This window comes from Scandinavium manionii (assembly GCF_024764775.1).
GTDB classification, from domain to species: Bacteria; Pseudomonadota; Gammaproteobacteria; order Enterobacterales; family Enterobacteriaceae; genus Scandinavium; species Scandinavium manionii.
Genome location: NZ_JALIGC010000035.1, coordinates 261,464 through 284,399, shown reverse-complemented (window position 1 = coordinate 284,399; position 22,936 = coordinate 261,464). Strand labels below are relative to the sequence as shown.

General features: G+C 53.4%; 19 protein-coding genes. 10 read left to right on the top strand and 9 right to left on the bottom strand.

Annotated elements, in window-relative coordinates:
* The first annotated feature begins 123 nt into the window (after nucleotides 1-123).
* Nucleotides 124-1,740 carry a peptide ABC transporter substrate-binding protein gene (locus MUU51_RS07560; RefSeq protein ID WP_159774620.1) on the top strand — a complete coding sequence of 539 codons (1,617 nt, stop codon included), beginning with the start codon at nucleotides 124-126 and terminating at the stop codon, nucleotides 1,738-1,740.
* A 130-nt stretch (nucleotides 1,741-1,870) separates the two neighbouring features.
* Nucleotides 1,871-2,083, top strand: a complete 213-nt coding sequence (locus MUU51_RS07555) for a hypothetical protein (RefSeq protein WP_258967510.1) — start codon at nucleotides 1,871-1,873, stop codon at nucleotides 2,081-2,083.
* A gap of 76 nt (nucleotides 2,084-2,159) precedes the next feature.
* Here MUU51_RS07555 and MUU51_RS07550 read toward each other — a convergent pair whose 3' ends face one another.
* Nucleotides 2,160-2,573, bottom strand: coding sequence for a nucleotidyl cyclase domain-containing protein (locus tag MUU51_RS07550; RefSeq protein ID WP_258967509.1), 414 nt, complete (start codon nucleotides 2,571-2,573; stop codon nucleotides 2,160-2,162).
* 81 nt (nucleotides 2,574-2,654) lie between these two features.
* Complete coding sequence (locus MUU51_RS07545) at nucleotides 2,655-4,775, bottom strand: putative bifunctional diguanylate cyclase/phosphodiesterase (protein WP_258967543.1); 2,121 nt, start codon at nucleotides 4,773-4,775, stop codon at nucleotides 2,655-2,657.
* Between the two features lie 437 nt (nucleotides 4,776-5,212).
* Between MUU51_RS07545 and MUU51_RS07540 the strand changes: the two genes are divergently transcribed.
* From MUU51_RS07540 to ynaL, 3 genes are all read left to right on the top strand, one after another.
* On the top strand, nucleotides 5,213-6,382 hold the full coding sequence (locus tag MUU51_RS07540; protein WP_258967508.1) for a methyl-accepting chemotaxis protein: 1,170 nt from the start codon (nucleotides 5,213-5,215) through the stop codon (nucleotides 6,380-6,382).
* A 223-nt stretch (nucleotides 6,383-6,605) separates the two neighbouring features.
* Complete coding sequence (zntB, locus tag MUU51_RS07535) at nucleotides 6,606-7,589, top strand: zinc transporter ZntB (RefSeq protein ID WP_159774628.1); 984 nt, start codon at nucleotides 6,606-6,608, stop codon at nucleotides 7,587-7,589.
* A 274-nt stretch (nucleotides 7,590-7,863) separates the two neighbouring features.
* A complete protein-coding gene (gene ynaL / locus MUU51_RS07530; protein ID WP_159774631.1) occupies nucleotides 7,864-8,001 on the top strand; it encodes a proline-rich small protein YnaL in 138 nt (45 codons plus the stop codon).
* Between the two features lie 54 nt (nucleotides 8,002-8,055).
* On the opposite strand, the gene ttcA is transcribed toward ynaL, so the two are convergent.
* The 4 genes from ttcA to nifJ all read right to left on the bottom strand — a co-directional run bounded on the left by ttcA (nucleotide 8,056) and on the right by nifJ (nucleotide 14,749).
* Nucleotides 8,056-8,991: a tRNA 2-thiocytidine(32) synthetase TtcA gene (gene ttcA / locus MUU51_RS07525; protein WP_258967507.1), complete on the bottom strand. Its 936-nt coding sequence runs from the start codon at nucleotides 8,989-8,991 to the stop codon at nucleotides 8,056-8,058.
* Between the two features lie 170 nt (nucleotides 8,992-9,161).
* Complete coding sequence (locus MUU51_RS07520) at nucleotides 9,162-9,326, bottom strand: hypothetical protein (protein WP_258967506.1); 165 nt, start codon at nucleotides 9,324-9,326, stop codon at nucleotides 9,162-9,164.
* A 377-nt stretch (nucleotides 9,327-9,703) separates the two neighbouring features.
* The gene (gene ompC / locus MUU51_RS07515) at nucleotides 9,704-10,861 is read right to left on the bottom strand and encodes a porin OmpC (protein WP_159774637.1); all 1,158 of its coding nucleotides are present in this window, start codon (nucleotides 10,859-10,861) and stop codon (nucleotides 9,704-9,706) included.
* Between the two features lie 363 nt (nucleotides 10,862-11,224).
* Nucleotides 11,225-14,749 carry a pyruvate:ferredoxin (flavodoxin) oxidoreductase gene (nifJ, locus tag MUU51_RS07510; protein WP_258967505.1) on the bottom strand — a complete coding sequence of 1,175 codons (3,525 nt, stop codon included), beginning with the start codon at nucleotides 14,747-14,749 and terminating at the stop codon, nucleotides 11,225-11,227.
* Between the two features lie 275 nt (nucleotides 14,750-15,024).
* Here nifJ and MUU51_RS07505 point away from each other — a divergent pair, with 275 nt between their 5' ends.
* Entirely contained in the window at nucleotides 15,025-15,291 is a 267-nt protein-coding gene (locus MUU51_RS07505) for a putative hemolysin (RefSeq protein WP_159758936.1), read from the top strand.
* Here MUU51_RS07505 and hslJ read toward each other — a convergent pair whose 3' ends face one another.
* Together hslJ and MUU51_RS07495 are read right to left on the bottom strand one after the other, a co-directional pair.
* Nucleotides 15,292-15,711, bottom strand: coding sequence for a heat shock protein HslJ (gene hslJ / locus MUU51_RS07500; protein WP_374684593.1), 420 nt, complete (start codon nucleotides 15,709-15,711; stop codon nucleotides 15,292-15,294).
* A gap of 116 nt (nucleotides 15,712-15,827) precedes the next feature.
* Nucleotides 15,828-16,817 (bottom strand): 2-hydroxyacid dehydrogenase, encoded by a 990-nt coding sequence (locus MUU51_RS07495; RefSeq protein ID WP_159774644.1) that lies wholly within the window; start codon nucleotides 16,815-16,817, stop codon nucleotides 15,828-15,830.
* Nucleotides 16,818-17,073: 256 nt separating this feature from the next.
* On the opposite strand from MUU51_RS07495, the gene MUU51_RS07490 reads away from it, so the two are divergent.
* From MUU51_RS07490 to MUU51_RS07480, 3 genes are read left to right on the top strand one after another with little or no spacing between them, the layout of a single operon-like run.
* The gene (locus MUU51_RS07490) at nucleotides 17,074-19,713 is read left to right on the top strand and encodes a YdbH family protein (protein ID WP_258967504.1); all 2,640 of its coding nucleotides are present in this window, start codon (nucleotides 17,074-17,076) and stop codon (nucleotides 19,711-19,713) included.
* On the top strand, nucleotides 19,713-19,904 hold the full coding sequence (locus tag MUU51_RS07485; protein WP_159774648.1) for a YnbE family lipoprotein: 192 nt from the start codon (nucleotides 19,713-19,715) through the stop codon (nucleotides 19,902-19,904). Before MUU51_RS07490 ends, MUU51_RS07485 begins: the two co-directional genes overlap by 1 nt.
* A 10-nt stretch (nucleotides 19,905-19,914) precedes the next feature.
* Nucleotides 19,915-20,238 carry a YdbL family probable chaperone protein gene (locus tag MUU51_RS07480; RefSeq protein WP_258967503.1) on the top strand — a complete coding sequence of 108 codons (324 nt, stop codon included), beginning with the start codon at nucleotides 19,915-19,917 and terminating at the stop codon, nucleotides 20,236-20,238.
* Here MUU51_RS07480 and feaR read toward each other — a convergent pair whose 3' ends face one another.
* Nucleotides 20,239-21,147 (bottom strand): transcriptional regulator FeaR, encoded by a 909-nt coding sequence (gene feaR, locus MUU51_RS07475; protein WP_159774650.1) that lies wholly within the window; start codon nucleotides 21,145-21,147, stop codon nucleotides 20,239-20,241.
* Between the two features lie 232 nt (nucleotides 21,148-21,379).
* On the opposite strand from feaR, the gene MUU51_RS07470 reads away from it, so the two are divergent.
* Nucleotides 21,380-22,879, top strand: coding sequence for an aldehyde dehydrogenase family protein (locus MUU51_RS07470; protein WP_159774652.1), 1,500 nt, complete (start codon nucleotides 21,380-21,382; stop codon nucleotides 22,877-22,879).
* The last annotated feature ends 57 nt before the right edge of the window (nucleotides 22,880-22,936 follow it).

Sequence of the window (22,936 nt, the reverse complement as noted above, 5' to 3'; positions counted from 1 at the left end):
GCGTTTCTGACACCTTTTCGCCATCTCCTTCAATTTATTGCCACAAGTCGTTTGCAATTCCTCCTGTTGAAACAAATAATTACCCGACTAAGTTGGCTGAGTTTATTGGAACAAGGGGATCCCATGAAGTTTCCTGTATCGTCTATCTGTTTTGCGCTGGCGCTGAGTGGCGTTTCTTCTCTTTCCTTTGCGGCCGACGTTCCGCCGGGAACCGTTCTGGCGCAGCAGCAGGTGCTGGTTCGTCACATCAAAGATGAGCCTGCGTCGCTGGATCCGGCGAAGGCGGTAGGGTTACCGGAAATTCAGGTGATCCGCGACCTGTTTGAAGGCCTGGTGAACCAGGACGGTAAGGGCAATATTACTCCGGGTGTGGCGACCAAATGGCAGACCAACGATAACCGCACCTGGACATTCACTTTGCGCGATGACGCGAAATGGTCCGATGGCACGCCGGTAACCGCACAAGACTTTGTTTACAGCTGGCAGCGTCTGGTTGACCCTAAAACGACGTCGCCGTTTGCCTGGTTCGCCGCTCTGGCGGGTATTACCCATGCGCAGGATATTATCGATGGCAAAGCGACGCCGGATAAGCTCGGCGTGACAGCAGTCGATGCTAAAACCCTGCGTGTTCAGCTGGATAAACCGTTGCCGTGGTTTGTGAACCTGACCGCCAACTTCTCTCTTTATCCAGTGCAAAAAGCCAACGTCGAAAGCGATCCGAACTGGACCCGCCCTGGCAAGCTGATCGGTAACGGCGCCTACGTGCTGAAAGAGCGCGTGGTGAATGAAAAGCTGGTGGTTGTGCCAAACGCAAACTACTGGGATAACGCTAAAACCGTCATCAAGCAGGTGACGTTTGTGCCGATTAATCAGGAATCGAACGCCACTAAACGCTATCTGGCGGGCGATATCGATATCACCGAATCGTTCCCAAAAAATCAGTACAAGCAGTTGCTGAAAGACATTCCAGGCCAGGTGTATACGCCGCCGCAGTTGGGGACGTACTACTACGCGTTTAACACTCAAAAGGGGCCAACCGCGGATTCTCGCGTGCGTCTGGCGTTGAGCATGACCATTGACCGTCGCATCATGGCGGATAAAGTGCTCGGCACCGGCGAGAAACCCGCCTGGCACTTTACCCCGGACGTGACGTCGGGCTTTACGCCGCAGCCAACCGCCGCGGAAAAAATGAGTCAGGAAGAGCTGAATGCGCAGGCTAAAACGCTGCTAACTGCCGCTGGCTATGGACCGGGGCGTCCGCTGAAACTGACACTGCTGTACAACACCTCTGAAAACCACCAGAAAATCGCCATCGCGGTAGCGTCGATGTGGAAGAAAAATCTGGGCGTTGATGTGAAGCTGCAAAACCAGGAGTGGAAAACCTACATCGATAGCCGCAACACCGGCAACTTTGACGTGATCCGCGCGTCCTGGGTGGGTGATTACAACGAACCGTCAACCTTCCTGTCGCTGCTGACCTCCACGCACAGCGGGAACATTTCTCGCTTTAACGATCCGGCGTACGACAAAGTTATCAACAAGGCGACGCTGGAAACGACCGATAAAGCGCGTAATGACGACTATAACGAAGCCGAGAAAATCATTGCGGCTCAGGCTCCGATTGCGCCGATTTATCAGTACACCAACGGGCGTCTGATTAAACCGTGGCTGAAGGGCTATCCAATCGATAACCCGGAAGATGTGGCGTACAGCCGCACAATGTACATCATCAAGCATTGATTCCTCTGAATCGCTTCGAGCCCGGCGTGAATATGTCGGGCTTTTTTCAGGATAAATAACCACTCTTTGAATATGGATAACGCAGCGTGCGCGAACTATGCTTAGTAGATATCCTGTATCAGGAGGGGATATGTTGACGCATTCTGAAGCAAAACGATGGGCCGCGATCATGCTGAAATCCGCACTGTGCGATGGTATGAAGGCAGAAGAAATTTTCAGGCAAGTGCATTTGGTGTGCGATAAGCATGGGAAAGAGTGTCTTGAGGAATTAATAGAAGAGATCCTGGTGGAAGCCGGGCGAATCGGGCCTCAGCATAGCGCCGGTGAATACAAGCACCATTGACGCCAACGTACAACAAAACCGTCTGCGTGAAGTAATGTGCCCACAAATGGGGTTCACTTCACAATGGGCGGTTTTTTTATGCCACCAGAACTCTGCTGCGGCCGTGATGTTTGGCCTGATAAAGCGCTTTATCGACGCGTTTAAAATGCTCATCGATATTTTCTGTTGCCGCATGAGGAATGTTCGCCCCTTCAAACAGGATGACAGGCGCCAGGCCAGGAAAAGTGGCTAACGTCAGCCGACAGTGCCGCGCTAATTCACCTGCAGTGGACGCCAGCGTCCAGATTTCGACGATTTCATGCTGATGCTGAAGGTCATTGAGATACAGCGACAGCCGCGTTTGCGTACAGGCAGAAAGCGGCCCGAATCGCAGGGCTGATAAAGAGCTTTCCCCCGTCAGCGCTTGCGTGGCGTGGTTGGCAAAAATTAAACGCTCATCAAGCGGATCCACCACCCAAAGCGGCGTGGTCAGGTGATAATAAGCGGACAAACCGCGGGCAACATTGCATTATCTCCCTGGGCGAATGTCACTCCGCCACCGGCACGTATTAAACATAATGCATCTGCGGTTTCACGCCTGTTTTTTTTGCACCGCCGTGACGATGGGCGCGACGGTGATGTTTTTCGCACTGTCGATTTTCGCAAGCAACTGCGGGATCTCTTTTACCGGCAGGGCTTGGGAGAATAAAAATCCTTGTAAATAGCCACAGCCGAGGCTGGTTAATAGTTGCTGCTGATCCTGCGTTTCGATACCTTCGGCCACCACATTCATGTTCATCGAATGGGCGATATCAATAATAGTGGCGACAATTTTGACGTTCTTGCTGTTGTCGCGAATATCGCGCACGAAACTTTTATCTATTTTCAGCTCCCGCGCTGGCAGGTTTTTCAGGGTCAGCATGTTCGAGTAACCGGTGCCGAAATCATCGATTGAAACGGTGATGCCTATCCGGTTGAAGTCGTTAAGAATGTCGATGCTGCGCTCAAGATTGCGCAGGGCGGTGCTTTCGGTCAGCTCAATGGTCAGGCGCGACGGCGACACGGCGTGCCGTGCCAGCGCTCCGCAAATGGTGTCGTAAATATCGAATTGCTCAAACTGCGCCGCAGAAAGGTTAATTGACAGACTCCAGTCCTGATGGCCCTGATCGTCCCACTGGCGCAGCTGCATGCAGGCCTGGTCAATAACCCAATAGCCCACAGGAATGATAAGCCCGCTATTTTCCAGGGTTGACAGGAACACTTCCGGCAGCAGGATGCCCTTCGCCGGATGACGCCAGCGCAGCAGCGCTTCGAAGCCGTGAATACTTTTATTTCCTGCGTGATACTTTGGCTGATACCACAGCTCGAACTGATCGCGCTCCAGCGCCTGAGTGAGATCTTGCAGAAACTCAGCGCCTTCCCAGGCTTTTTGCACCATATCAGGATGGTAAATCGCCCAGCCGTTTCGGCCCTGCTGCTTAATGTTGTACATCGCGGTATCGGCACGCAGCTTCAACTCCTGCAACGTTTTACCGTGCTGAGGGAACAGGCTGACGCCGGCGCTCAGCGACACTTGCAGAATTTGCCCGGCCTCGTAAAACGGACGGCGAACGCACTCCACCATGCGCGCCACTAAATCTTCGACGTCGCCCGGTGTGGCGTCAGGAACCAGTAAAATAAACTCATCTCCGCCCAGGCGGGCGAGGGTCATTTTCGGTGAAAGGCAGGCGCTGATGCGGTTGGCGACGGACACCAGAAGGTGATCACCGACGTGATGCCCCCATGCGTCATTGACCAGTTTGAAACGGTCCAGATCCATAAAAATCAAAGCAAACGGCGACTGAGTCACCTGTGATTGCTGCAGGCAGGCTTCGAGACGTAAATCAATCTGGCTGCGGTTCGCCAGACCCGTCAGTCCGTCAAAACGCGCCTGCTGCTCAAGCTGTTGGTTGAGCTGCTGCAGATTCTCAGTAAGACGATTAGTTCGCAGTTGCGAATCGACCATCGAGATTATCAGCATCACGCCAAGAATAGCCAGGGTTGTGGCCGACACCCAAATGGACAGCCCGAGCTCGCTCACGCCACCGACCATGGACATATTGTGGCCCTGATCTTCGAATTCTGCGGCACTCATGCCGGTGTAGTGCATGGCGGCGATGGCGATGCCCATCACAACTGCTGCGGTCATACGATTAATCAATGCACCTTTGCTGTTGAGGCGCAGGCTGAACGCCAGCCACAGGCCGACTCCGGAGGCGACAATGGCGATGATTATCGAGAGCGCCACCAGGCCGTAATTCCAGCGAATGTTGTCATGCATCATCAGCGCGGCCATGCCGACGTAGTGCATGACAACCACACCACTGCTGAGAATGGCGGTGGCGAGGCACAGGCGTTTGAGAGATAACACATTGCCGTTAACGGCAATATTGATAGATAAAGTCGCTGCAACGACTGCCACCAGTAATGACACCGCGGTTATCGCAAAATCATAATGCATCATCATCGGCATTTTCATCGCCAGCATGCCGATAAAATGCATAGACCAGATCCCAATTCCCAGCGTTGAACCGCCGGCAAGTCGCCAGAAAAGGGCAGCTTTTTTATTGGAGGCGGCAATCTTTGCCGCACTGTCCAGCGCCACAAATGACGCAATAAAGGCGACTAAAAAGGAAATACCGACCAGAACCGGGTCCCACGAAACGTACAGCATCATGCAATCCACTTCTTTTTAAGATTGTTAAAGTAATGTAACAGCAAATCCTCAGGTGATGCCAATGAAATAAAGGAGAAGAAATGCCGTATTTCTTTTGATTGAATCTGCGCTTTTGATTTTTTACTGAAAGGTAAAAAATATCGCGCAGAAAACAGACTAAGACTTAAGTATTACTTAAACGCCATATAGCGCCAGTAAAATGAAATGCGATTTGTGAGGCTGCATGGGCGATAAACCATCGCATTGTTGACATGAGATGTTGATTTTCAGAATAAAAACCTGGAAGGGTGGTTGCGTGTCAGATAAATCATTTGCCAAAGTCAAACTCACCATCTTTAACCGTGAATATTAATTTGCAATGGGAATTATATTGAAATGGCGAAAGCAACTGCTATAACCATATCATCCCTCGGAGTATCTCTGTGAGTCTGATTATGTTAAGAAATATTAGTGTCAGAACATTCATATTGATGTTTTTACTGGTGGTTTTCTTCAGTATCGATATTTTTTTCGTTCTGTTGTCCGCGAGTGTAGCGATAATGGTCATATTTAATATTTCATGGCTGGTGGCAATAACGCTATTGTGGCTTTATATGACTAAATATCTGGTGACGCCAATTAATGCGGTAAAACGCAGCATTGATGAAGTCACGTCAGGTAATTTATCGGTGTATATCCCTGAGTTTGGTAATAACTGTGCAGGGCGATTAATTCCAGGCATTAATAGTCTGTCGACGAATATTTCAACGCTGGTATCGGAGATACGTGCATCGTCGCAAACCGCGATGACCTTATCTGAGCAACTGGCGAACCGCAGCGCAGAACTCTCGGTGACATCAGAGCAACAGTCTGCAACCCTGATGCAGACCGCGTCCAGCATGGAAGAGATCGCCGCCAGCACCAAAAACAATGCGGAAAATACCCGTCTTGCCAGCGGGCGTGCGGGCGATGCTACGCTCTGTGCTCGTAAAGGCGGCGAATTGATGGGGGAGGTGGCGACCAATATGCAGTCTATTACCGACTGCGCCCGTCAAATGACGGAAATTATTAGCCTGATTGACGGCATTGCGTTCCAGACCAATATTCTGGCACTTAATGCAGCGGTAGAAGCAGCACGGGCGGGCGACCACGGAAAAGGATTCTCGGTGGTGGCCGGTGAAGTGCGAAATCTGGCTCATCGCAGCGCCGAGGCAGCGAAAAATATTAAAACCCTGATCAGCGTTACCAGCGATAACGTGACCCAGGGGGCCAGTATTGTTGCCGAAGCCGAGAAGAATATGCAGGAGATTGTTTCTGGCTCCGGATTATTGAGTAATCTGATGGAGCAAATTTCCTCCTCGACGCTGCAACAGGAAAAAGGAATTGAACAAATAGCGCAGGCTTTATCTGAACTGGAAAAAGTGACGCAGAGTAACGCTGCGGTGGTAGAGGAATTAGCCGGCTCGTCAGATGTCTTAAAACATCAGGTCGTGGAATTGCAGACCCGGACACGGAATTTCCGCCTTGGCAACGATGCGCCAGCGTCGGTCGCTCCGGCGATAACGCCACAGCCAGTGCCTGCGGCGGCAACCGGCAATGACCGGAACTACTGGCACTCGTTTTAACCGCATATGATTCTCGCTTAACGGGTCTGCTCTGGCAGGCCCGTTTTATTTCGCGCTCCCGATATTTCATTCTTGTTAACGATTTGCACATTGCGCAGCGCAGCGGCCTGCCAGATAATTCGGCTTTCATGAACGAATTCAGTGCGATGCCGGGGCGGCATTTTGCGTATTGTCCTCGCGAGGCTAGACTTCATTGCACATTCAGAAGATTAATGGAGGCGTTGTGGAAGCCATTAAGGGAGCCGAAGTGAACGTACCTGATGCGGTTTTTGCCTGGATGCTGGACGGAAAAGGCGGGGTTATCCCGTTGGATGATGACAGAACTATTGATAAAGAAAACCCGTGCTGGCTGCACCTCAACTACACCCATCCCGATAGCGCAGAATGGCTGGCAACCACGCCGCTGCTGCCAAACAGCGTGCGCGATGCGCTGGCAGGCGACAGCCTTCGCCCTCGCGTGACGCGTATGGGCGAAGGAACGCTGATTACGCTGCGCTGTATCAACGGCAGCACTGATGAGCGACCGGACCAGCTTGTAGCGATGCGTCTGTATATGGACGAGCGCCTGATTGTGTCGACGCGCCAGCGTAAAGTGCTGGCGCTGGACGACGTGGTAAAAGATCTGGAAGAGGGTACCGGCCCCACTGATTGCGGCGGCTGGCTGGTAGATGTCTGCGATGCCCTGACCGATCACGCCAGTGAATTCATCGAGGAGCTGCACGACAAAATCATCGACCTCGAAGATAATCTGCTCGATCAGCAAATTCCCCCGCGCGGCTTTCTGGCTCTGCTGCGCAAACAACTGATTGTGATGCGCCGCTATATGGCGCCACAGCGAGACGTCTTTGCGCGCTTAGCAAGTGAGCGTTTCCCGTGGATGAATGATGATCAGCGCCGCAGAATGCAGGATATCTCTGACCGACTTGGCCGTGGGCTGGATGAAATTGACGCCTGTATCGCCCGAACAGGGGTGATGACCGACGAAATCGCACAGGTGATGCAGGAATCTTTATCACGCCGAACCTATACCATGTCACTGATGGCGATGGTGTTTCTGCCGAGCACATTCCTGACGGGGTTGTTTGGCGTTAACCTCGGCGGCATTCCGGGCGGAGGTTGGCATTTCGGCTTTTCGCTGTTCTGTATCGGGCTGGTGGTGCTCATTGGTGGTGTTACGTGGTGGTTACACCGCAGTAAATGGTTGTAAAAAATAGGCTTTATGACAACTTATGCCCCTAAAAACGCCGCCAAATTTGAGCGAGGTCAATAAACGCTCTACCTATTCAGGGCAATATCTTTCTCGCAGGTGAATGCAACGTCAAGCGATGGGCGTTGCGCTCCATATTGTCTTACTTCCTTTTTTGAATTACTGCATAGCACAAATTGATTCGTACGACGCCGACTTAGATAAGTCGGCTTTTTTTTGCCTCACACTCCAGAACAACTACCCTTAAGGAACACCCAAAGAACTGGAGGCAAAAATGACGTGGCGACTCAGCGATCCGATTCCCACCGATCCCGTGCCGGTGCCTGACCCCATTCCACGACCACAGCCGCTGCCCGATCCGCCAGGCGATCCAGATCCGCATCCGATTATCGATCCGCCGCCGTTTGGCTAGTCATCGGACGTAAAAAAGCCCTCGCGAAGAGGGCTTAATCATCGAGTGTGGCGCTTACTTGATTTCGACAATATCGAGACGGTTAGCGAGAATATCCGTTTCTTCATCTTCCGGCTGCCAGCCAGCAGGCTGTAACGGGATTTCTTCTCTGTCGAACGCCAAATCGCCGCCGTTCACGACTTCTGCGCCGTGTTTCAGACCTTTAAAGTCAAACATGTCGGTATCGCACAGATGCGAAGGCACCACGTTTTGCATCGCGCTAAACATGGTTTCGATACGGCCGGGATAACGTTTGTCCCAGTCGCGCAGCATATCGCCAATCACCTGACGTTGCAGGTTAGGTTGGGAGCCACAGAGGTTGCACGGAATGATCGGATACGCTTTCGCTTCGGCGAAACGTTCGATGTCTTTCTCGCGGCAATAGGCCAGCGGGCGAATGACAATGTGCTTTCCGTCGTCGCTCATCAGCTTCGGCGGCATCCCTTTCATTTTTCCGCCGTAGAACATGTTCAGGAACAGCGTCTGCAGGATATCATCGCGGTGATGGCCGAGGGCGATTTTAGTCGCGCCAAGCTCCGTGGCTGTGCGGTAAAGAATGCCGCGGCGCAGACGTGAGCACAGCGAGCAGGTGGTTTTGCCTTCCGGGATCTTCTCTTTCACGATGCCGTAGGTGTTCTCTTCGACAATCTTATACTCAACGCCGAGCGTCTCGAGATAAGCCGGAAGAATGTGTTCCGGGAAGCCCGGCTGCTTCTGATCGAGGTTAACCGCGATCAGGCTGAAGTTCACCGGCGCGCTCTGCTGCAGATTGCGCAAAATTTCCAGCATCGTGTAGCTGTCCTTGCCGCCGGACAGGCACACCATAATGCGATCGCCTTCTTCAATCATGTTGTAGTCGGCAATGGCTTCGCCCACGTTACGACGCAGGCGCTTTTGAAGTTTGTTCAGGTTGTACTGGTCTTTCTTGCTCGTTTCTTGATTTTGCGACATGTAATGATGGCTCTGGTCGTAGGTAAATGGCAGCCAGCGTCAGGAGCACTGACGAACACCGGGATCATTGATGGATTGTAGCAATAATCTGCTGCTGCCCTGGCGAAAGTCTGGCGTGTATGGTACGGATTACAGCGCCGAATACCAGCGTGATTTATGTCGCAATGCGTTTACTTGCCGGGTTTTTTGATTTCGCTGATGGGCATCATTAGTTCTTTCAGCAGCGCGTAGCGTTGCGCTGGGGTCAGATACAACGGACCAAGGTGATTGCTACCCGTCGGTTCTTGCAGCCAGGCAGCTTTGAGATTGCGAAGCCAGGTGTGGACACTGTTCATGATTTCATCTCCTGTTGTGATGAATTCACTGTAGAATAGTAAAACCGGAAGAAAAACGGATGGCATTAAAAAATCAGTTCCGGGTTTGTTGCAGTAGGCTGAAAGTGAGCAATAAACAACCGGACGACACTCATTTTTATCCATATTGTGCGGTAGAAAAAAGATTGAACTTATCCCTCATTGTTACATTTTAGATGGTCGTTTCTTTCTCAATGGGATAATAAAGTGAACTCACAAGACAAACTTCTGTCATTTGTCGGGAAGAATAGGGGCCGGTTAAGTTCATTCTCAGCCTCAACGTGATTTCTGATTGTGTTTTTCAGGCGTAAAAAAACCCGCCGATAATGGCGGGTTTATTACAACAAGCTTCGACTATATTAGAACTGGTAAACCAGGCCCAATGCTACAACGTCGTCGGTGTTCACGCCGTTGTCTTTGTAGAACTGGTCGTCGTTATCCAGCAGGTTGATTTTGTAATCAACATAGGTGGACATGTTTTTGTTGAAGTAGTAGGTCGCGCCCACATCAACATATTTAACCAGATCTTTGTCGTCGCCGTAGGAAGAGTTCAGACCCTTACCTTTAGACTGCAGGTAAGAAACCGCCGGACGCAGACCGAAGTCGAACTGGTACTGTGCGGTGATTTCAAAGTTCTGAGTTTTGTTTGCGATACCGCCGTCTTCGTCTGGGCGATTAGCGTAAGACTTGCCAGCACTACCATAGGAAGTCATGTTACGAGTTTCAGAATACATGGTTGCCAGGTAGATGTTGTTCGCATCATATTTCAGACCGGCAGTCCATGCTTCAGCTTTCTCGCCGCCTGCATCCATAGTGTCGCCACGACCATAGTTAACCTGGTCGTTGGTACGATCGGAAGTGGTGTACGCAGCACCAGCGCTGAAGCCTGCGCCGATGTCGTAGGTGGTGGAGATACCGAAACCGTCACCGTTCGCGTTACGATAGCTACGGTCACCGTTGTTGGTGCCTTCGCCAGAACCTGGGTTTTCGTTTTTACCCTGATACTGCAGCGCGAAGTTCAGACCATCAACCAGACCGAAGAAATCGCTGTTACGGTAGGTTGCCACGCCGTTAGCACGGTTGGTCATGTAGTTGTCGGCTTTAGAGTAAGAGTCGCCGCCGAACTCTGGCAGCATATCGGTCCAGCCTTCAATGTCGTACAGTACGCCGTAGTTACGACCGTAGTCGAATGAACCGTAGTCGCCGAATTTCAGGCCTGCAAACGCCAGACGAGTCCATGCCTGATCGCTGGAGCCTTCAGTGTTGTTCGCCTGAACGTTATATTCCCACTGGCCGTAACCGGTCAGCTGGTCGGTAATCTGAGTTTCGCCTTTGAAGCCCATACGGATGTAGGTCTGATCGCCGTCAGCACTGCTGTCATCGGAGAAGTAGTGCAGGCCATCAACTTTGCCGTACAGATCAAGTTTGTTGCCATCTTTGTTATAAATTTCTGCTGCGTGAACTGCGCCTGCAGTTAATAACGCAGGGATTACGAGTGCCAGTACTTTTCTTTTCATTTTAATAATCCTTTAAGCTGTTTTTATACTCTGCCTTCCTTACGGGAAGTAAGGCCATGCTAATGTAGAGATATCTAAAGAAGGTAAGCCTCAATTGTTACGATATAAGTAAAATCTAAATAAAATAATACGACTGAAATCTTGATTCGTTTGGTGAATGAATGGTGTGGAGTCATTGATGGTGGGAATTATACAGAGGAAGTAAATCGATCTATTATGGCGCCGTTATATGCCTAATTTGCCACACAAATTGAGACGTTGCTGTGTGTCGTTATGTGATTTCTATATTAGTCAATATTAAAGTGACAAGCCCGAACAGATGTTCGGGCTTTTTTTTATTTATTTTTGGATTGCGGGTGATAATTAATCACTGGATGACTTTTCCGCCTTGCCTGCCATTTGCGCAAGAAAATCGTAGCGTTTTTGCAAATCGGCTGCGGCGTCTTTCCACAGCTGTTCGGCAACCTCAGGCTGCTGCGCGTTCAGACGACGGAAACGCTGCTCTTTCATCAGCGTGTCGGCGAGGGCATCTGACGGTGGACGCGAATCCAGTGCCAGCGGCAGTTTACCTTCATCAGCACGACGCGGATCAAAGCGATACAGTGGCCAGAAGCCGGTAGCGGTGAGCTGACGCATCTGATCATGGCTCAGAGCCAAATCGTAGCCATGTTCCTCACACGGACTATAGGCAATGATAAGCGACGGTCCGGGATACGCTTCTGCTTCCTGAATGGCTTTCACCGTCTGGTTAAGCTGCGCGCCGAGCGAGATTTGCGCCACGTAGACGTGCCCGTACATCATCATGCTCACGCCCAAATCTTTGCGCGATTTACGCTTCCCGTGCTCGCCGAATTTGGTGACTGCGCCGAGCGGCGTTGATTTCGAAGCCTGACCGCCAGTATTGGAATAACACTGCGTATCCAGCACCAGAATATTAACGTTTTCGGTCAGACTCAGAACGTGGTCAAGACCACCAAAGCCGATATCGTAGGCCCAGCCATCGCCACCAATCAGCCAGATGGATTTCTCCACCAGCGCGTCAGCGTCGGTGAGCAGTTCCGTCGCGCCGTCCACGCCCTGTAAATGCTGGCGTAACGACGCGACCTGTTCACGGCGTTCTTCAGGTGTGGCTTCGGCGTGCAGCGCCTCGTTCAGCTCAGCCGGTAGTTTATCCGTGAACGTTTCGAGCAGGCGCATCACGCGTTGGCGGTGCTGATCGACCGATAAACGGAAGCCCAGTCCGAATTCGGCGTTGTCTTCGAACAGTGAGTTCGCCCATGCCGGGCCGCGACCATTAATGTCGGTGGTATATGGCGTTGAGGGCAGGTTGCCGCCATAAATAGACGAACAACCGGTGGCGTTGGCGATCATCATTCGGTCACCATACAGCTGAGTCAGCAGCTTGATGTACGGTGTTTCACCGCAACCGGAGCAGGCACCGGAGTATTCAAACAGCGGCGTGATCAGCTGCGAAGTACGGATATCGATACGTTCCAGTTTGGTTCTGTCGATTTCCGGCAGGTCGAGGAAGAAGTCATAATTCACTTTCTCTTCTTCAACGTGATCCAGGCGCGACATCATATTGATGGCTTTGATACCTGGATCCTGACGGTCTTTCGCCGGGCAGACTTCCACGCACAGGTTACAGCCGGTGCAGTCTTCCGGTGCGACTTGCAGCACATATTTCTGGCCGCGCATATCGCGGGATTTTACGTCCAGGGAATGCAGGCTCGCTGGCGCGTTTTCCATATCCTCTGGTGAAACCACTTTGGCGCGAATGGCAGAATGCGGGCAAGCCGCGACGCAGTGGTTACACTGGGTGCAAAGGTCTTCTTTCCAGATTGGAATTTCTTCGGCGATATTGCGTTTTTCCCAGCGCGTGGTGCCGACAGGCCAGGTACCGTCTGGCGGCAACGCGGAAACTGGCAGCGCATCGCCAAGCCCGGCCAGCATCGCGGCGGTCACGGTTTTGACAAAATCGGGCGCGGCATCGGAAACCACCGGTGGGCGATTTGGACTGTTGGTATCGACCGGCTGCAGCTCCACTTCGGCCAACAGTTCGCGCGCCATCGCCAGCGCCTGCCAGTTGCGTTCGACCAGCTCCTGACCTTTGCTGCTGTAGCTTTTGGCAATAGCGCCCTGCAGTTCAATCAGCGCGCTGTCGCCCGGCAGAATTTGCGTCAGCTGGAAGAACGCCATTTGCATCACGGTGTTGATGCGCGCCGCCAGGCCGCATTCACGGGCGATTTTCGCCGCATTGACGATATAAAAACGGGCCTGCTTCTGATTCAGAACGGCCTGAACTTCACGCGGCAGGCGAGACCACACTTCCTCAACGCTGTAAGGCGTGTTGAGCAGGAAAATCCCACCCGGCTTCAGGCGCTCGGCCATCTGATATTTGTCGATGAACTGCAGCTGGTGACAGCCCACAAAATCTGCTTGTGACACCAGATACGCCGAGCGTACCGGCTGCTCAGAAACGCGCAGATGCGACACCGTCAAACCACCGGCTTTTTTCGAGTCATACACGAAATAGCCCTGGGCGTACCATGGCGTGGAGTTGCCAATGATCTTGATATTGTTCTTAGTCGCCGACACGCTGCCGTCGCTGCCCAGCCCATAAAACAGGGCTTCGAGCTTCGCGGTCGAGGGCAGGGTGTTTTCCGGAAGCGGCAGGGATAAATTGGTCACGTCGTCGTAAATACCGACGGTAAAACGTGGCTTCGGCTTGGCGGCGCTCAGCTCATTAAAAACAGCCAGCACACAGTCTGGGCCAAACTCTTTCGAGGACAGACCGTAGCGGCCACCAATGACGCGTGGCAGCGTTTCGCGCTCGCCGCTGTTAAAGGCTTCCGCCAGGGCGGTCATTACATCCAGATACAGCGGTTCGGCGTGAGCGCCAGGCTCTTTGGTGCGATCCATCACCGCCAGCGTTTTCACGCTTTGCGGGATCTCTGCCAGCAGATGAGCGGTTGAGAACGGGCGATACAGACGCACTTTCAGCACACCGACCTTTTCTCCGCGGGTCAGCAGTTCATCAACCACTTCTTCGCAGGTGCCAATCGCCGAGCCCATAAGTACGATAACGCGTTCGGCCTGCGGATGGCCGTAGTATTCAAACGGCTTATACTGGCGGCCGGTGGCGTTCGCGAAATCATTCATCGCCTGTTCAACATGGCTGTAAACCGCGTCATACCACGGGTTGGTCGCTTCGCGAGACTGGAACCAGGTATCCGGATTAGCAGACGTGCCGCGAATCACCGGATGCTCCGGGTTCAGTGCGCGGGTGCGGTGTGCGTCGATTTCGGCCTGCGGCAGCAGATTGCGAATGGTGTCGTCGGCCAGCGGCACGATTTTGTTGATCTCATGCGACGTGCGGAAACCATCAAAGAAATGAATGAATGGCACCCGGCTTTTGAGGGTCGCGATATGCGAAATCAACGCAAAATCCTGCGCTTCCTGTACGTTAGCCGCGCTGAGCATCGCACAGCCGGTCTGACGCACGGCCATCACATCGGAATGATCGCCAAAAATAGACAGCGCGTGGGTCGCGACGGTACGCGCGGCGACGTGCAGCACAAATGGCGTCAATTGGCCGGCCAGTTTGTACAACGTCGGGATCATCAGCAACAATCCCTGGGATGAGGTAAACGAGGTGGAGAGGGCACCGGTCTGTAAAGCACCGTGAACCGCGGCGATCGCCCCGGCCTCAGACTGCATCTCCACGACACGTGGGACGTCGCCCCACACATTCTTCAGCCCATTTCCCGCCCAGGCATCGGCCTGTTCCGCCATGGTTGAGCTTGGCGTGATGGGGTAGATGGCGATAACTTCACTGGTGCGAAACGCCACCGAGGCGCACGCGCCATTACCATCGGTTGTAATCATTTATGACACCCTTACATTGCGCAAGAAAAAGGGACCCGTGATACGTCGACGTGTCCTGTAGTTATCTCTTCATTTTAGCAAAGCACCGGGAAAGCCATTTTTGCTTTTGTGTCCTTGGGGGCGTTTGGACGTTGTGCAGATCAATTCTGACGGCATTAAATTGGCAGAAAATGTTTCAGAACACCGAAATGCGCGCCTCGTCTCTCGACGGCAGGGCGCTTGCTGCCTATTATGAACAGGTTTTGCGAACCGTATTTGACAGGGGAAAGAAGAGAATGCGAGCAGCTTTTTGGGTAGGGTGTGCAGCACTGTTATTATCAGCATGCAGCAGTGAACCAGAACAACAGGCCACAGCGGCCCACGTCACGCCGGGTATGCGGGCAGCAATGTCAGACTCAGGTCAGGCAAACTGTGCGATGGTCGGCGGCGCATTATCGGTTGCCCGTCAGCTGGACGGTTCTGCTATTGGGATGTGCGCATTACCCAACGGCAAGCGATGCAGTGAGCAGTCTCTTGCAACCGGGTCCTGCGCCAGCTACTAATTAGTTCATCAGGTCGGCGAGCTTATAAACCAGCGAATCATTAGACGTTGCCAGCGTTAACTGGTCTTCGGTCAAGTCTACCTGCACGCCATCCCGCAGCATGGTTTTGAGTGTACTGTCCAACTTATTGAGCTGCGGATCTGTGCACAGCATTCGTGTTATCGCGAGCTTTTGCACGGTCAAATCGCCGTCAGAAAGCTTTCCTTCACCGGTAAACTGGTTACACATGTTGGCGGAGATATGCATATCCTCACCAAAACTCAGCTCCAGCAGCTTCTGGCTGGTGACATCCGTCCCATTCACGCTTTCCAGCACAAAACGATGATGCTGTAGTTGCTCCGGTTGAGTGGTCACAGCGCTGGTCGATACACAGCCTGCCAACATCATTCCGGCCGCAAGCAGCGCGACGGTCATTTTAATAGTGCCCATTAAATATTCACCAAATAAATAATACAAAATCAGAATGACACTTTATTGCGGTGGGGGTGAGTGGAGATTGTCTGAAAGTGCTCCCCGTGGCCGGGGAGCAAGAATGGTTAAACCAGCGCGTTCGGTGTGCTTTCGCCATTATCGATTTGACGCAGGTTTTCCAGCGTGGTCTGCGAAATGCTGGTCAGCGCTTCGGCGGTCAGGAATGCCTGGTGGCCGGTGAACAGCACGTTGTGACAGGCCGACAGGCGGCGGAACACGTCATCCTGGATAACATCGTTAGATTTATCTTCAAAGAACAGATCGCGTTCATTCTCATATACGTCCATTCCCAGCGCGCCGATTTTCTGGTTTTTCAGCGCTTCGATGGCGGCCTGCGAGTCAATAAGCCCGCCGCGGCTGGTGTTAATGACCATCACGCCATCTTTCATCTGCTCGAACGCGCTGTGGTCCAGTAGGTGGTAGTTTTCTGGGGTCAGTGGACAGTGCAGGGAAATGACGTCCGACTGTGAAAACAGCGTCGGCAGGTCAACATATTCCACGCCGAGTTCCAGTGCTGCGTCACTTGGATACGGGTCGAACGCCAGCAGTTTCATGCCGAAGCCTTTCAGAATACGCAGCGTTGCGACACCGATTTTACCGGTACCGATCACGCCCGCCGTTTTACCGTGCATGGTGAAACCGCACAGGCCTTCCAGCGAGAAGTTGGCATCGCGGGTGCGTTGATAGGCGCGGTGAATACGACGATTCAGCGACATCATCAGCCCGATGGCATGTTCCGCGACCGCTTCTGGTGAATAGGCTGGCACGCGAACCACATGCAGACCCAGCTCTTTAGCCGCATCGAGATCGACGTTATTAAAGCCCGCACAGCGCAGGGCGATATACTTCACGCCTTGTTTTTTCAGCTCTTCCAGAACCGGGCGGCTGCCGTCGTCATTGACGAAAATGCAGACGGCTTCACAGCCGTGCGCCGTTTTGGCGGTCTTTTCGTTTAAAAGGAAGTCGAAAAATTCAAGTTCAAAGCCAAATGCATCATTAACATCTAGCATGTACTTTTTATCGTACTGCTTTGTGCTGTAAACTGCGATTTTCATAAGACTTTTCTCCAGTGATATTAACGTCACGGTAGCATATTTAAAATAATCATACAAATTTTAAAAATTAGTTTAATCATCAGGTTATAACAAAGAGTGTAGAGCATAACGTGCAGAGGTTTGATGGATTTTCAGGAAGGTGCAAAACACACCATCTATGCTTAAACCTGACGGTGACTTTAACAGGTGGGCTAAACATGCCACAATATGCGCCACTTCGGCTTTTAATTACACAGAATCAGGATGTTAACAGCCCATGAAGGGTACCTGGAAAGCCACGATTGCGCTACTGCTGTTACTGATCCTCCTGCCGCTGACACTTCTGCTGACGTTGACGCACTGGGTGCCGAGGCTCGCGGGTATCTGGCTTCCGGCCGGTACGCGAATCGCCATAGAGAAAAGCCCCCGTTTAACCCGCAATTCGGTGCTTGTACCTGAATTGCGTTATCTGGTGGGGGACTGCCAACTTGCAGAGGTTCACGATCTCGAGCTGTCACACCCTGGTCGTTGGCGCGTGCACGTGGGCCAACTCGACATGAATTCCACCTGCCTGAGTAAGCTTCCCGAAAGCACGCCGACGCCTGGCGCGCCGCGCAGTCTTGCCGAGTGGCAATCCATGCTGCCGAACAGTTGGCTGACTATCGATCAGTTACGCCTGTCGCCATGGGAAAAATGGCAGGGGACACTGGCGATATCATTGACCCCATCAATGCAAACGCTGGCCTACAACGGAGATGGGGTGCATTTACAGGCCAACCTGAAAGGACAGCAGCTGACCGTCAACCGCTTTGAAGCAAAAGTTCAGGCTGACGAACCCCCGATTAAACTGGTTGGCGAATTCACCATGCCGCTGGTGCCGGACGGTTTGCCCGTAAGCGGCCATGCGGTCACCACCTTCCAGATGCCAAATCCCTCCGCGCTGGTAGATGCCGAACTTGAGTGGCATGAAAACCAGGGCCAACTGGTCATGATGGAGCGCGGTAATACAGAGCCACTGCTTGATTTGCCATGGGAGCTGACCCGCGAACGGCTGACGATCAGCGATGGCCGCTGGAACTGGCCGTGGCAGGATGGCGTTCCGCTGAGCGGACGCGTCGGCTTAAAAATCGATAACTGGCAGCAGGGCATCGATAAGATGCAGATTTCAGGGCGGCTCAACGTGCTGACGCAAGGCGATGCCGGGAAGGGTAACGCCGTGCTGACCATCGGGCCGGGCACATTGAGTATGGACCATAGCGCCATGCCGTTGCAGCTGACCGGTGAAGCGAAATACGACGATCTGGTGCTGTACGCGATTCTTTCGGCCCAGCTCAGCGGCCCGTTAACCGACCCAACACTCAGCTTTGCGCCTGGCTCATTACTGCGCTCGCGCGGTCGTATTATAGATTCCCTGAATATTGATGAAATCCGCTGGCCATTGGCGGGCGTGCATATCAGCAGTCAGGGCGTTGATGGGCGTCTACAGGCGATCCTGCGCGCCCATGAGCAGGAAATGGGTGATTTTGTCCTGCACCTCGATGGTCAGGCTAATAATTTTCTGCCCGATAAAGGCAGCTGGCGCTGGCATTACTGGGGCGACGGACATTTCACGCCAATGCAGGCGCGCTGGGATATGAAAGGCGACGGGGAATGGCGCGACAGCTCTATCGTGCTTAACAGCCTGTCGACGGGCTTCGACAAACTGCAGTACGGCACCATGAATGTCAGCCAGCCGCGGCTGGTGCTCGAAAAGCCGATTCACTGGATCCGCAACGAGCAACACCCGTCGCTGACCGGGGCGCTTTCCCTTGATGCGGGCGAAACACTGTTCAGCGGCGGCAGCGTTTTACCGCCGTCAACGCTCAAATTCAGCGTAGACGGGCGCGACCCGACCTGGTTCCAGTTTAAGGGCGATCTTCACGCGGCGGACATTGGCCCGATCCGCCTTAACGGGCGCTGGGACGGCGAACGTCTGCGCGGCGAGGCCTGGTGGCCGAAACAGTCGCTGAAAGTGTTCCAGCCGCTGGTTCCACCCGACTGGAAAATGAATCTGCGCGACGGCACGTTGTACGCCCAGGTGGCGTTTTCCGCTGCAGCCGGGCAGGGATTTGAAGCCGGTGGGCATGGCGTTTTGAAAGGCGGAAGCGCCTGGATGACGGACAACCAATTCAACGGCATCGACTTTGTTCTGCCGTTTCGCTTCAGCGAAGGTGCCTGGGAGCTGGGCACACGCGGTCCGGTGTCTCTGCGCATTGGTGAAATCGTCAACCAGGTGACGGCCAGCAATTTTACGGCTGATTTACAGGGCAGCTATCCGTGGGACGAACGCAACCCGCTGATGCTCAGTGACGTGAACGTCGACGTTCTGGGCGGCAAGCTTTCGATGCTACAGCTGCGAATGCCGCAGCACGACCCGGCGCTGCTGCGAGTGCAGAATATCTCCTCCAGCGAGCTTATCAGCGCGGTGAATCCAAAGCAGTTTACGATGTCAGGCCCGGTGAGCGGGGCGCTGCCGCTGTGGCTCGACAATGAAAAATGGATAATCAAAGATGGCTGGCTGACTAACCCCGGCCCGATGACGCTGCGTATTGATAAAGACACCGCCGATGCGGTGGTGGAAGATAATATGGTCGCGGGTGTGGCGATTAACTGGCTGCGCTATATGGAAATCTCCCGTTCATGGACCAAAATCAATCTCGATAATCTCGGCCTGCTGACGCTGAAATCTACTGTGACTGGCATCAGCCGGGTGGACGGCAAAAGTAGCACCGTGAATTTAAACTATACCCATGAAGAGAATGTGTTCGATCTTTGGCGCAGTTTGCGCTTTGGCGACAATCTTCAGGCATGGCTTGAGCAAAACGCGGTCCTTCCCGACCCGCGCTGCCGGGCAGGCAAGGACTGTAAGGAGCAATAATGAAAGTGAAAATCGCCATGCTGAGCGGGCTGGCGGCCTTTAGCCTCAGCGGCTGTACGCCGCGCATTGAGGTCGCGGCCCCCAAGGAGCCGATAACCATCAATATGAATGTCAAAATCGAACATGAGATCCACATCAAGGTCGATAAAGACGTCGAAAACCTGCTGAAATCTCGCAGCGATTTATTCTGAGGCCGCAGCGATGAAAAAATTACTGTTAATGGCGGTTCTGAGTGTTGGGCTAATCAGCCAGAGCGTGTTTGCGCTGACGCTTGACGAAGCCCGAGCACAGGGGCGTGTCGGGGAAACCCTGACCGGCTATCTGGCGCCAGTGGCACAGGATAAAGAAACGGTGGCGCTGGTGAAGCAAATCAACGACGCGCGCAGCGAAAGCTATCAGCAGCTGGCAGACAGCAACAATTTGCCGGTGGATGAAGTCGCAAAGATGGCCGGGAAAAAGCTGGTTGTGCGAGCGCAGCCGGGAGAATACGTGAAGGGCCTGAACGGAAAATGGCTGAAGAAGTGATCAGCGATTGCGTTTGCGGTACTCGCCGGGCGACACGCCAAAGCGCTGGCGAAAGGCGGTAGAAAAATGGCTGTGATCGGTAAAGCCCCAGCTGAACCCGATTCCCGCCAGCTTTTCGTCATCGGCGGCGCTGCGTATCGCTTTGGCGCAAAGATCCAGCCGCCGGTTTTTAATGTATTGCGCCACCACCAGACCTTTATTAGCGAACATCCGGTACAGACTTCTTACCGACATCCCCGTTTCATTGGCCAGCCATTCTGGGCGCAGCATTTCTGACTGCAAATGGCTGTCTATCAGTTGCACAACCTTATCGAACTGCTTGTCGCGGCGTGACGGTGTCACTTCTTGCTGCTGCAACACTGGGCGCAGCAGGCACACAATCGCCTCCAGCGCGGCTTCGCTTTCTTTGCCGGACAGCTCGCGGTTATTCATGCTTTCCTGCAACAAGCGATGACTCATTTGCACCATCGGCAAGTTTTTCCCTAAACGCTGAACGCAATGGCTTTCGCCCACGCGCAGCTGTTGTTCCAGCAAGCTTCTTGGCAACAACAGCGAAGTCTGACGGGAGCGTTGTTGCCAGATGATAGAACACGGACGGGAGGCATCGACCAGCGTAATGTCGCCGGGGTGGATAACCGTCTGACGTTCGTTTTGCTCAATTATTGCCTGGCCTTCCAGCTGGAAAACGGTGTAGAACCAGCTGTCGTTTTGTTTACTGATCTCGTTTTTGGTGCGGTAGAGATTAACGTTGGCGGTGGTGACGGTGCTAAGTTTTAGCCCCTGCGCATAGCCGGTTTCCAGATGCCCCGAAAACTCGCCTTCCAGTGGGCGAGCGGCAAAGTTGCCACACTCCTGGTTTATCTGGGCCAGCCACTGCTGGAATTGCTCATTGCCTGAGATCTGCGCCATGTCCTGCCTCGGTCATTGAAGTGCCAACACATTGTTGCATTTATGTTGCATAAACAAGCTTATCCTGGTGACTATACGAAAGAACTATCACTGGCGACAGGAGGCAGCATGACTATTGTCACTGTTTGCGAGGGCTGTCACAGGCGACAAAGCGAATGACACAGAGACAAAAACGGAAAAGGCGCGCGGCTTCTACACTGGTTAAAACCGTGAAAGGTAATAAGGAGCTGATATGTCTGATTCACAGGTCGCGCTGCTTGAGAGCGTACAACAATTTCTGGCGCGCCAGCACGGGCTCTATATTGACGGAAAGCAACAGGCCTCACGCAGTGACAAGCGCCTGACCGTCTGGGACCCGGCGACGGGCAAAGCCATCGCCACCACTGCAGATGCGGACAGCGCGGATGTTGATGCCGCGGTAATGTCTGCCTGGCGCGCGTTCGTTGACCGCCGTTGGGCCGGGCGGATGCCTGCGGAGCGCGAACGTATCTTGCTGCGTTTTGCTGATTTAGTGGAAAAACATTCAGAAGAACTGGCGCAGCTGGAAACGCTGGAGCAGGGCAAGTCGATCAACATTTCCCGCATGTTTGAGGTGGCCTGTACGCTGAACTGGATGCGTTACACCGCCGGGCTGGCGACCAAAATCACCGGGCAAACGCTGGATGTTTCTATTCCGCTGCCTGCGGGTGCACGCTATCAGGCGTGGACGCGTAAAGAGCCGGTGGGCGTGGTAGCCGGGATTGTGCCATGGAACTTCCCGCTGATGATTGGCATGTGGAAAGTAATGCCCGCGCTGGCGGCAGGCTGTTCTATCGTTATCAAACCGTCCGAAACCACACCGTTGACGCTGCTGCGCGTGGCGGAGCTGGCGACCGAAGCGGGTGTGCCAGAAGGCGTATTTAATGTGGTAACCGGCAGCGGTGCCGAATGTGGCTCAGCGCTGACGTCGCATCCGCATGTCGCCAAGGTGAGCTTTACCGGCTCAACAGCGACGGGCAAACAGATCGCCCGCACGGCGGCAGACCGTCTGACGCGCGTCACCCTGGAACTGGGCGGTAAAAACCCGGCAATTGTACTGAAAGACGCCGATCCGCAGTGGGTAATTGAAGGCCTGATGATGGGCAGTTTCCTTAATCAGGGCCAGGTGTGCGCGGCCAGCTCGCGCATTTACATTGAAGCGCCGCTGTTTGACACCCTTGTCACTGGTTTTGAGCAGGCGGTGAAATCCCTGAGCGTCGGGCCGGGTATGTCCGAAAGCGCACAGATTAACCCGCTGGCCTCACGCGCACACTGCGACAAAGTCGCGGCGTTCCTGCATGAAGCCGAGCAAAACAAAGCCGAGTTGATTAGCGGTAACACCGGGCCAGAAGGCCAGGGTTATTACGTTCGACCGACGCTGGTGGTCAACCCGGATGCGCGTCTGCGTTTAACGCGCGAGGAAGTCTTTGGGCCGGTGGTGAACCTGGTGCGCGTCGCGGATGGTGACGAAGCGCTGCGTCTGGCAAATGAAAGTGAATACGGCCTGACCGCCAGTGTCTGGACGCAAAATCTCTCTCAGGCGCTGGGCTACAGCGACCGCTTACAGGCTGGTACGGTGTGGGTCAATAGCCATACGCTGATTGACCCGAATTTGCCGTTTGGTGGTATGAAGCAGTCCGGTACCGGACGCGATTTCGGCCCGGACTGGCTCGACGGCTGGTGTGAAACCAAATCAGTGTGCGTGCGTTATTAACGAAGCCATTAGCTCTCCATTCGGGAGGCCTGTCCGGCGTTCTGCATTCAGAACTGA

Bases quoted from the DNA above. Each gene is read 5' to 3' on its own strand.
- MUU51_RS07490 (WP_258967504.1), top strand. From the start codon at position 17,074: ATGAAGGGTACCTGGAAAGCCACGATTGCGCTACTGCTGTTACTGATC.
- MUU51_RS07560 (WP_159774620.1), top strand. From the start codon at position 124: ATGAAGTTTCCTGTATCGTCTATCTGTTTTGCGCTGGCGCTGAGTGGC.
- MUU51_RS07520 (WP_258967506.1), bottom strand. From the start codon at position 9,326: ATGAACAGTGTCCACACCTGGCTTCGCAATCTCAAAGCTGCCTGGCTG.
- nifJ (WP_258967505.1), bottom strand. From the start codon at position 14,749: ATGATTACAACCGATGGTAATGGCGCGTGCGCCTCGGTGGCGTTTCGC.
- MUU51_RS07480 (WP_258967503.1), top strand. From the start codon at position 19,915: ATGAAAAAATTACTGTTAATGGCGGTTCTGAGTGTTGGGCTAATCAGC.
- MUU51_RS07495 (WP_159774644.1), bottom strand. From the start codon at position 16,817: ATGAAAATCGCAGTTTACAGCACAAAGCAGTACGATAAAAAGTACATG.
- feaR (WP_159774650.1), bottom strand. From the start codon at position 21,147: ATGGCGCAGATCTCAGGCAATGAGCAATTCCAGCAGTGGCTGGCCCAG.
- MUU51_RS07470 (WP_159774652.1), top strand. From the start codon at position 21,380: ATGTCTGATTCACAGGTCGCGCTGCTTGAGAGCGTACAACAATTTCTG.
- MUU51_RS07540 (WP_258967508.1), top strand. From the start codon at position 5,213: ATGTTAAGAAATATTAGTGTCAGAACATTCATATTGATGTTTTTACTG.
- MUU51_RS07545 (WP_258967543.1), bottom strand. From the start codon at position 4,775: ATGCTGTACGTTTCGTGGGACCCGGTTCTGGTCGGTATTTCCTTTTTA.
- ompC (WP_159774637.1), bottom strand. From the start codon at position 10,861: ATGAAAAGAAAAGTACTGGCACTCGTAATCCCTGCGTTATTAACTGCA.
- MUU51_RS07505 (WP_159758936.1), top strand. From the start codon at position 15,025: ATGCGAGCAGCTTTTTGGGTAGGGTGTGCAGCACTGTTATTATCAGCA.
- ynaL (WP_159774631.1), top strand. From the start codon at position 7,864: ATGACGTGGCGACTCAGCGATCCGATTCCCACCGATCCCGTGCCGGTG.
- MUU51_RS07555 (WP_258967510.1), top strand. From the start codon at position 1,871: ATGTTGACGCATTCTGAAGCAAAACGATGGGCCGCGATCATGCTGAAA.
- ttcA (WP_258967507.1), bottom strand. From the start codon at position 8,991: ATGTCGCAAAATCAAGAAACGAGCAAGAAAGACCAGTACAACCTGAAC.
- MUU51_RS07485 (WP_159774648.1), top strand. From the start codon at position 19,713: ATGAAAGTGAAAATCGCCATGCTGAGCGGGCTGGCGGCCTTTAGCCTC.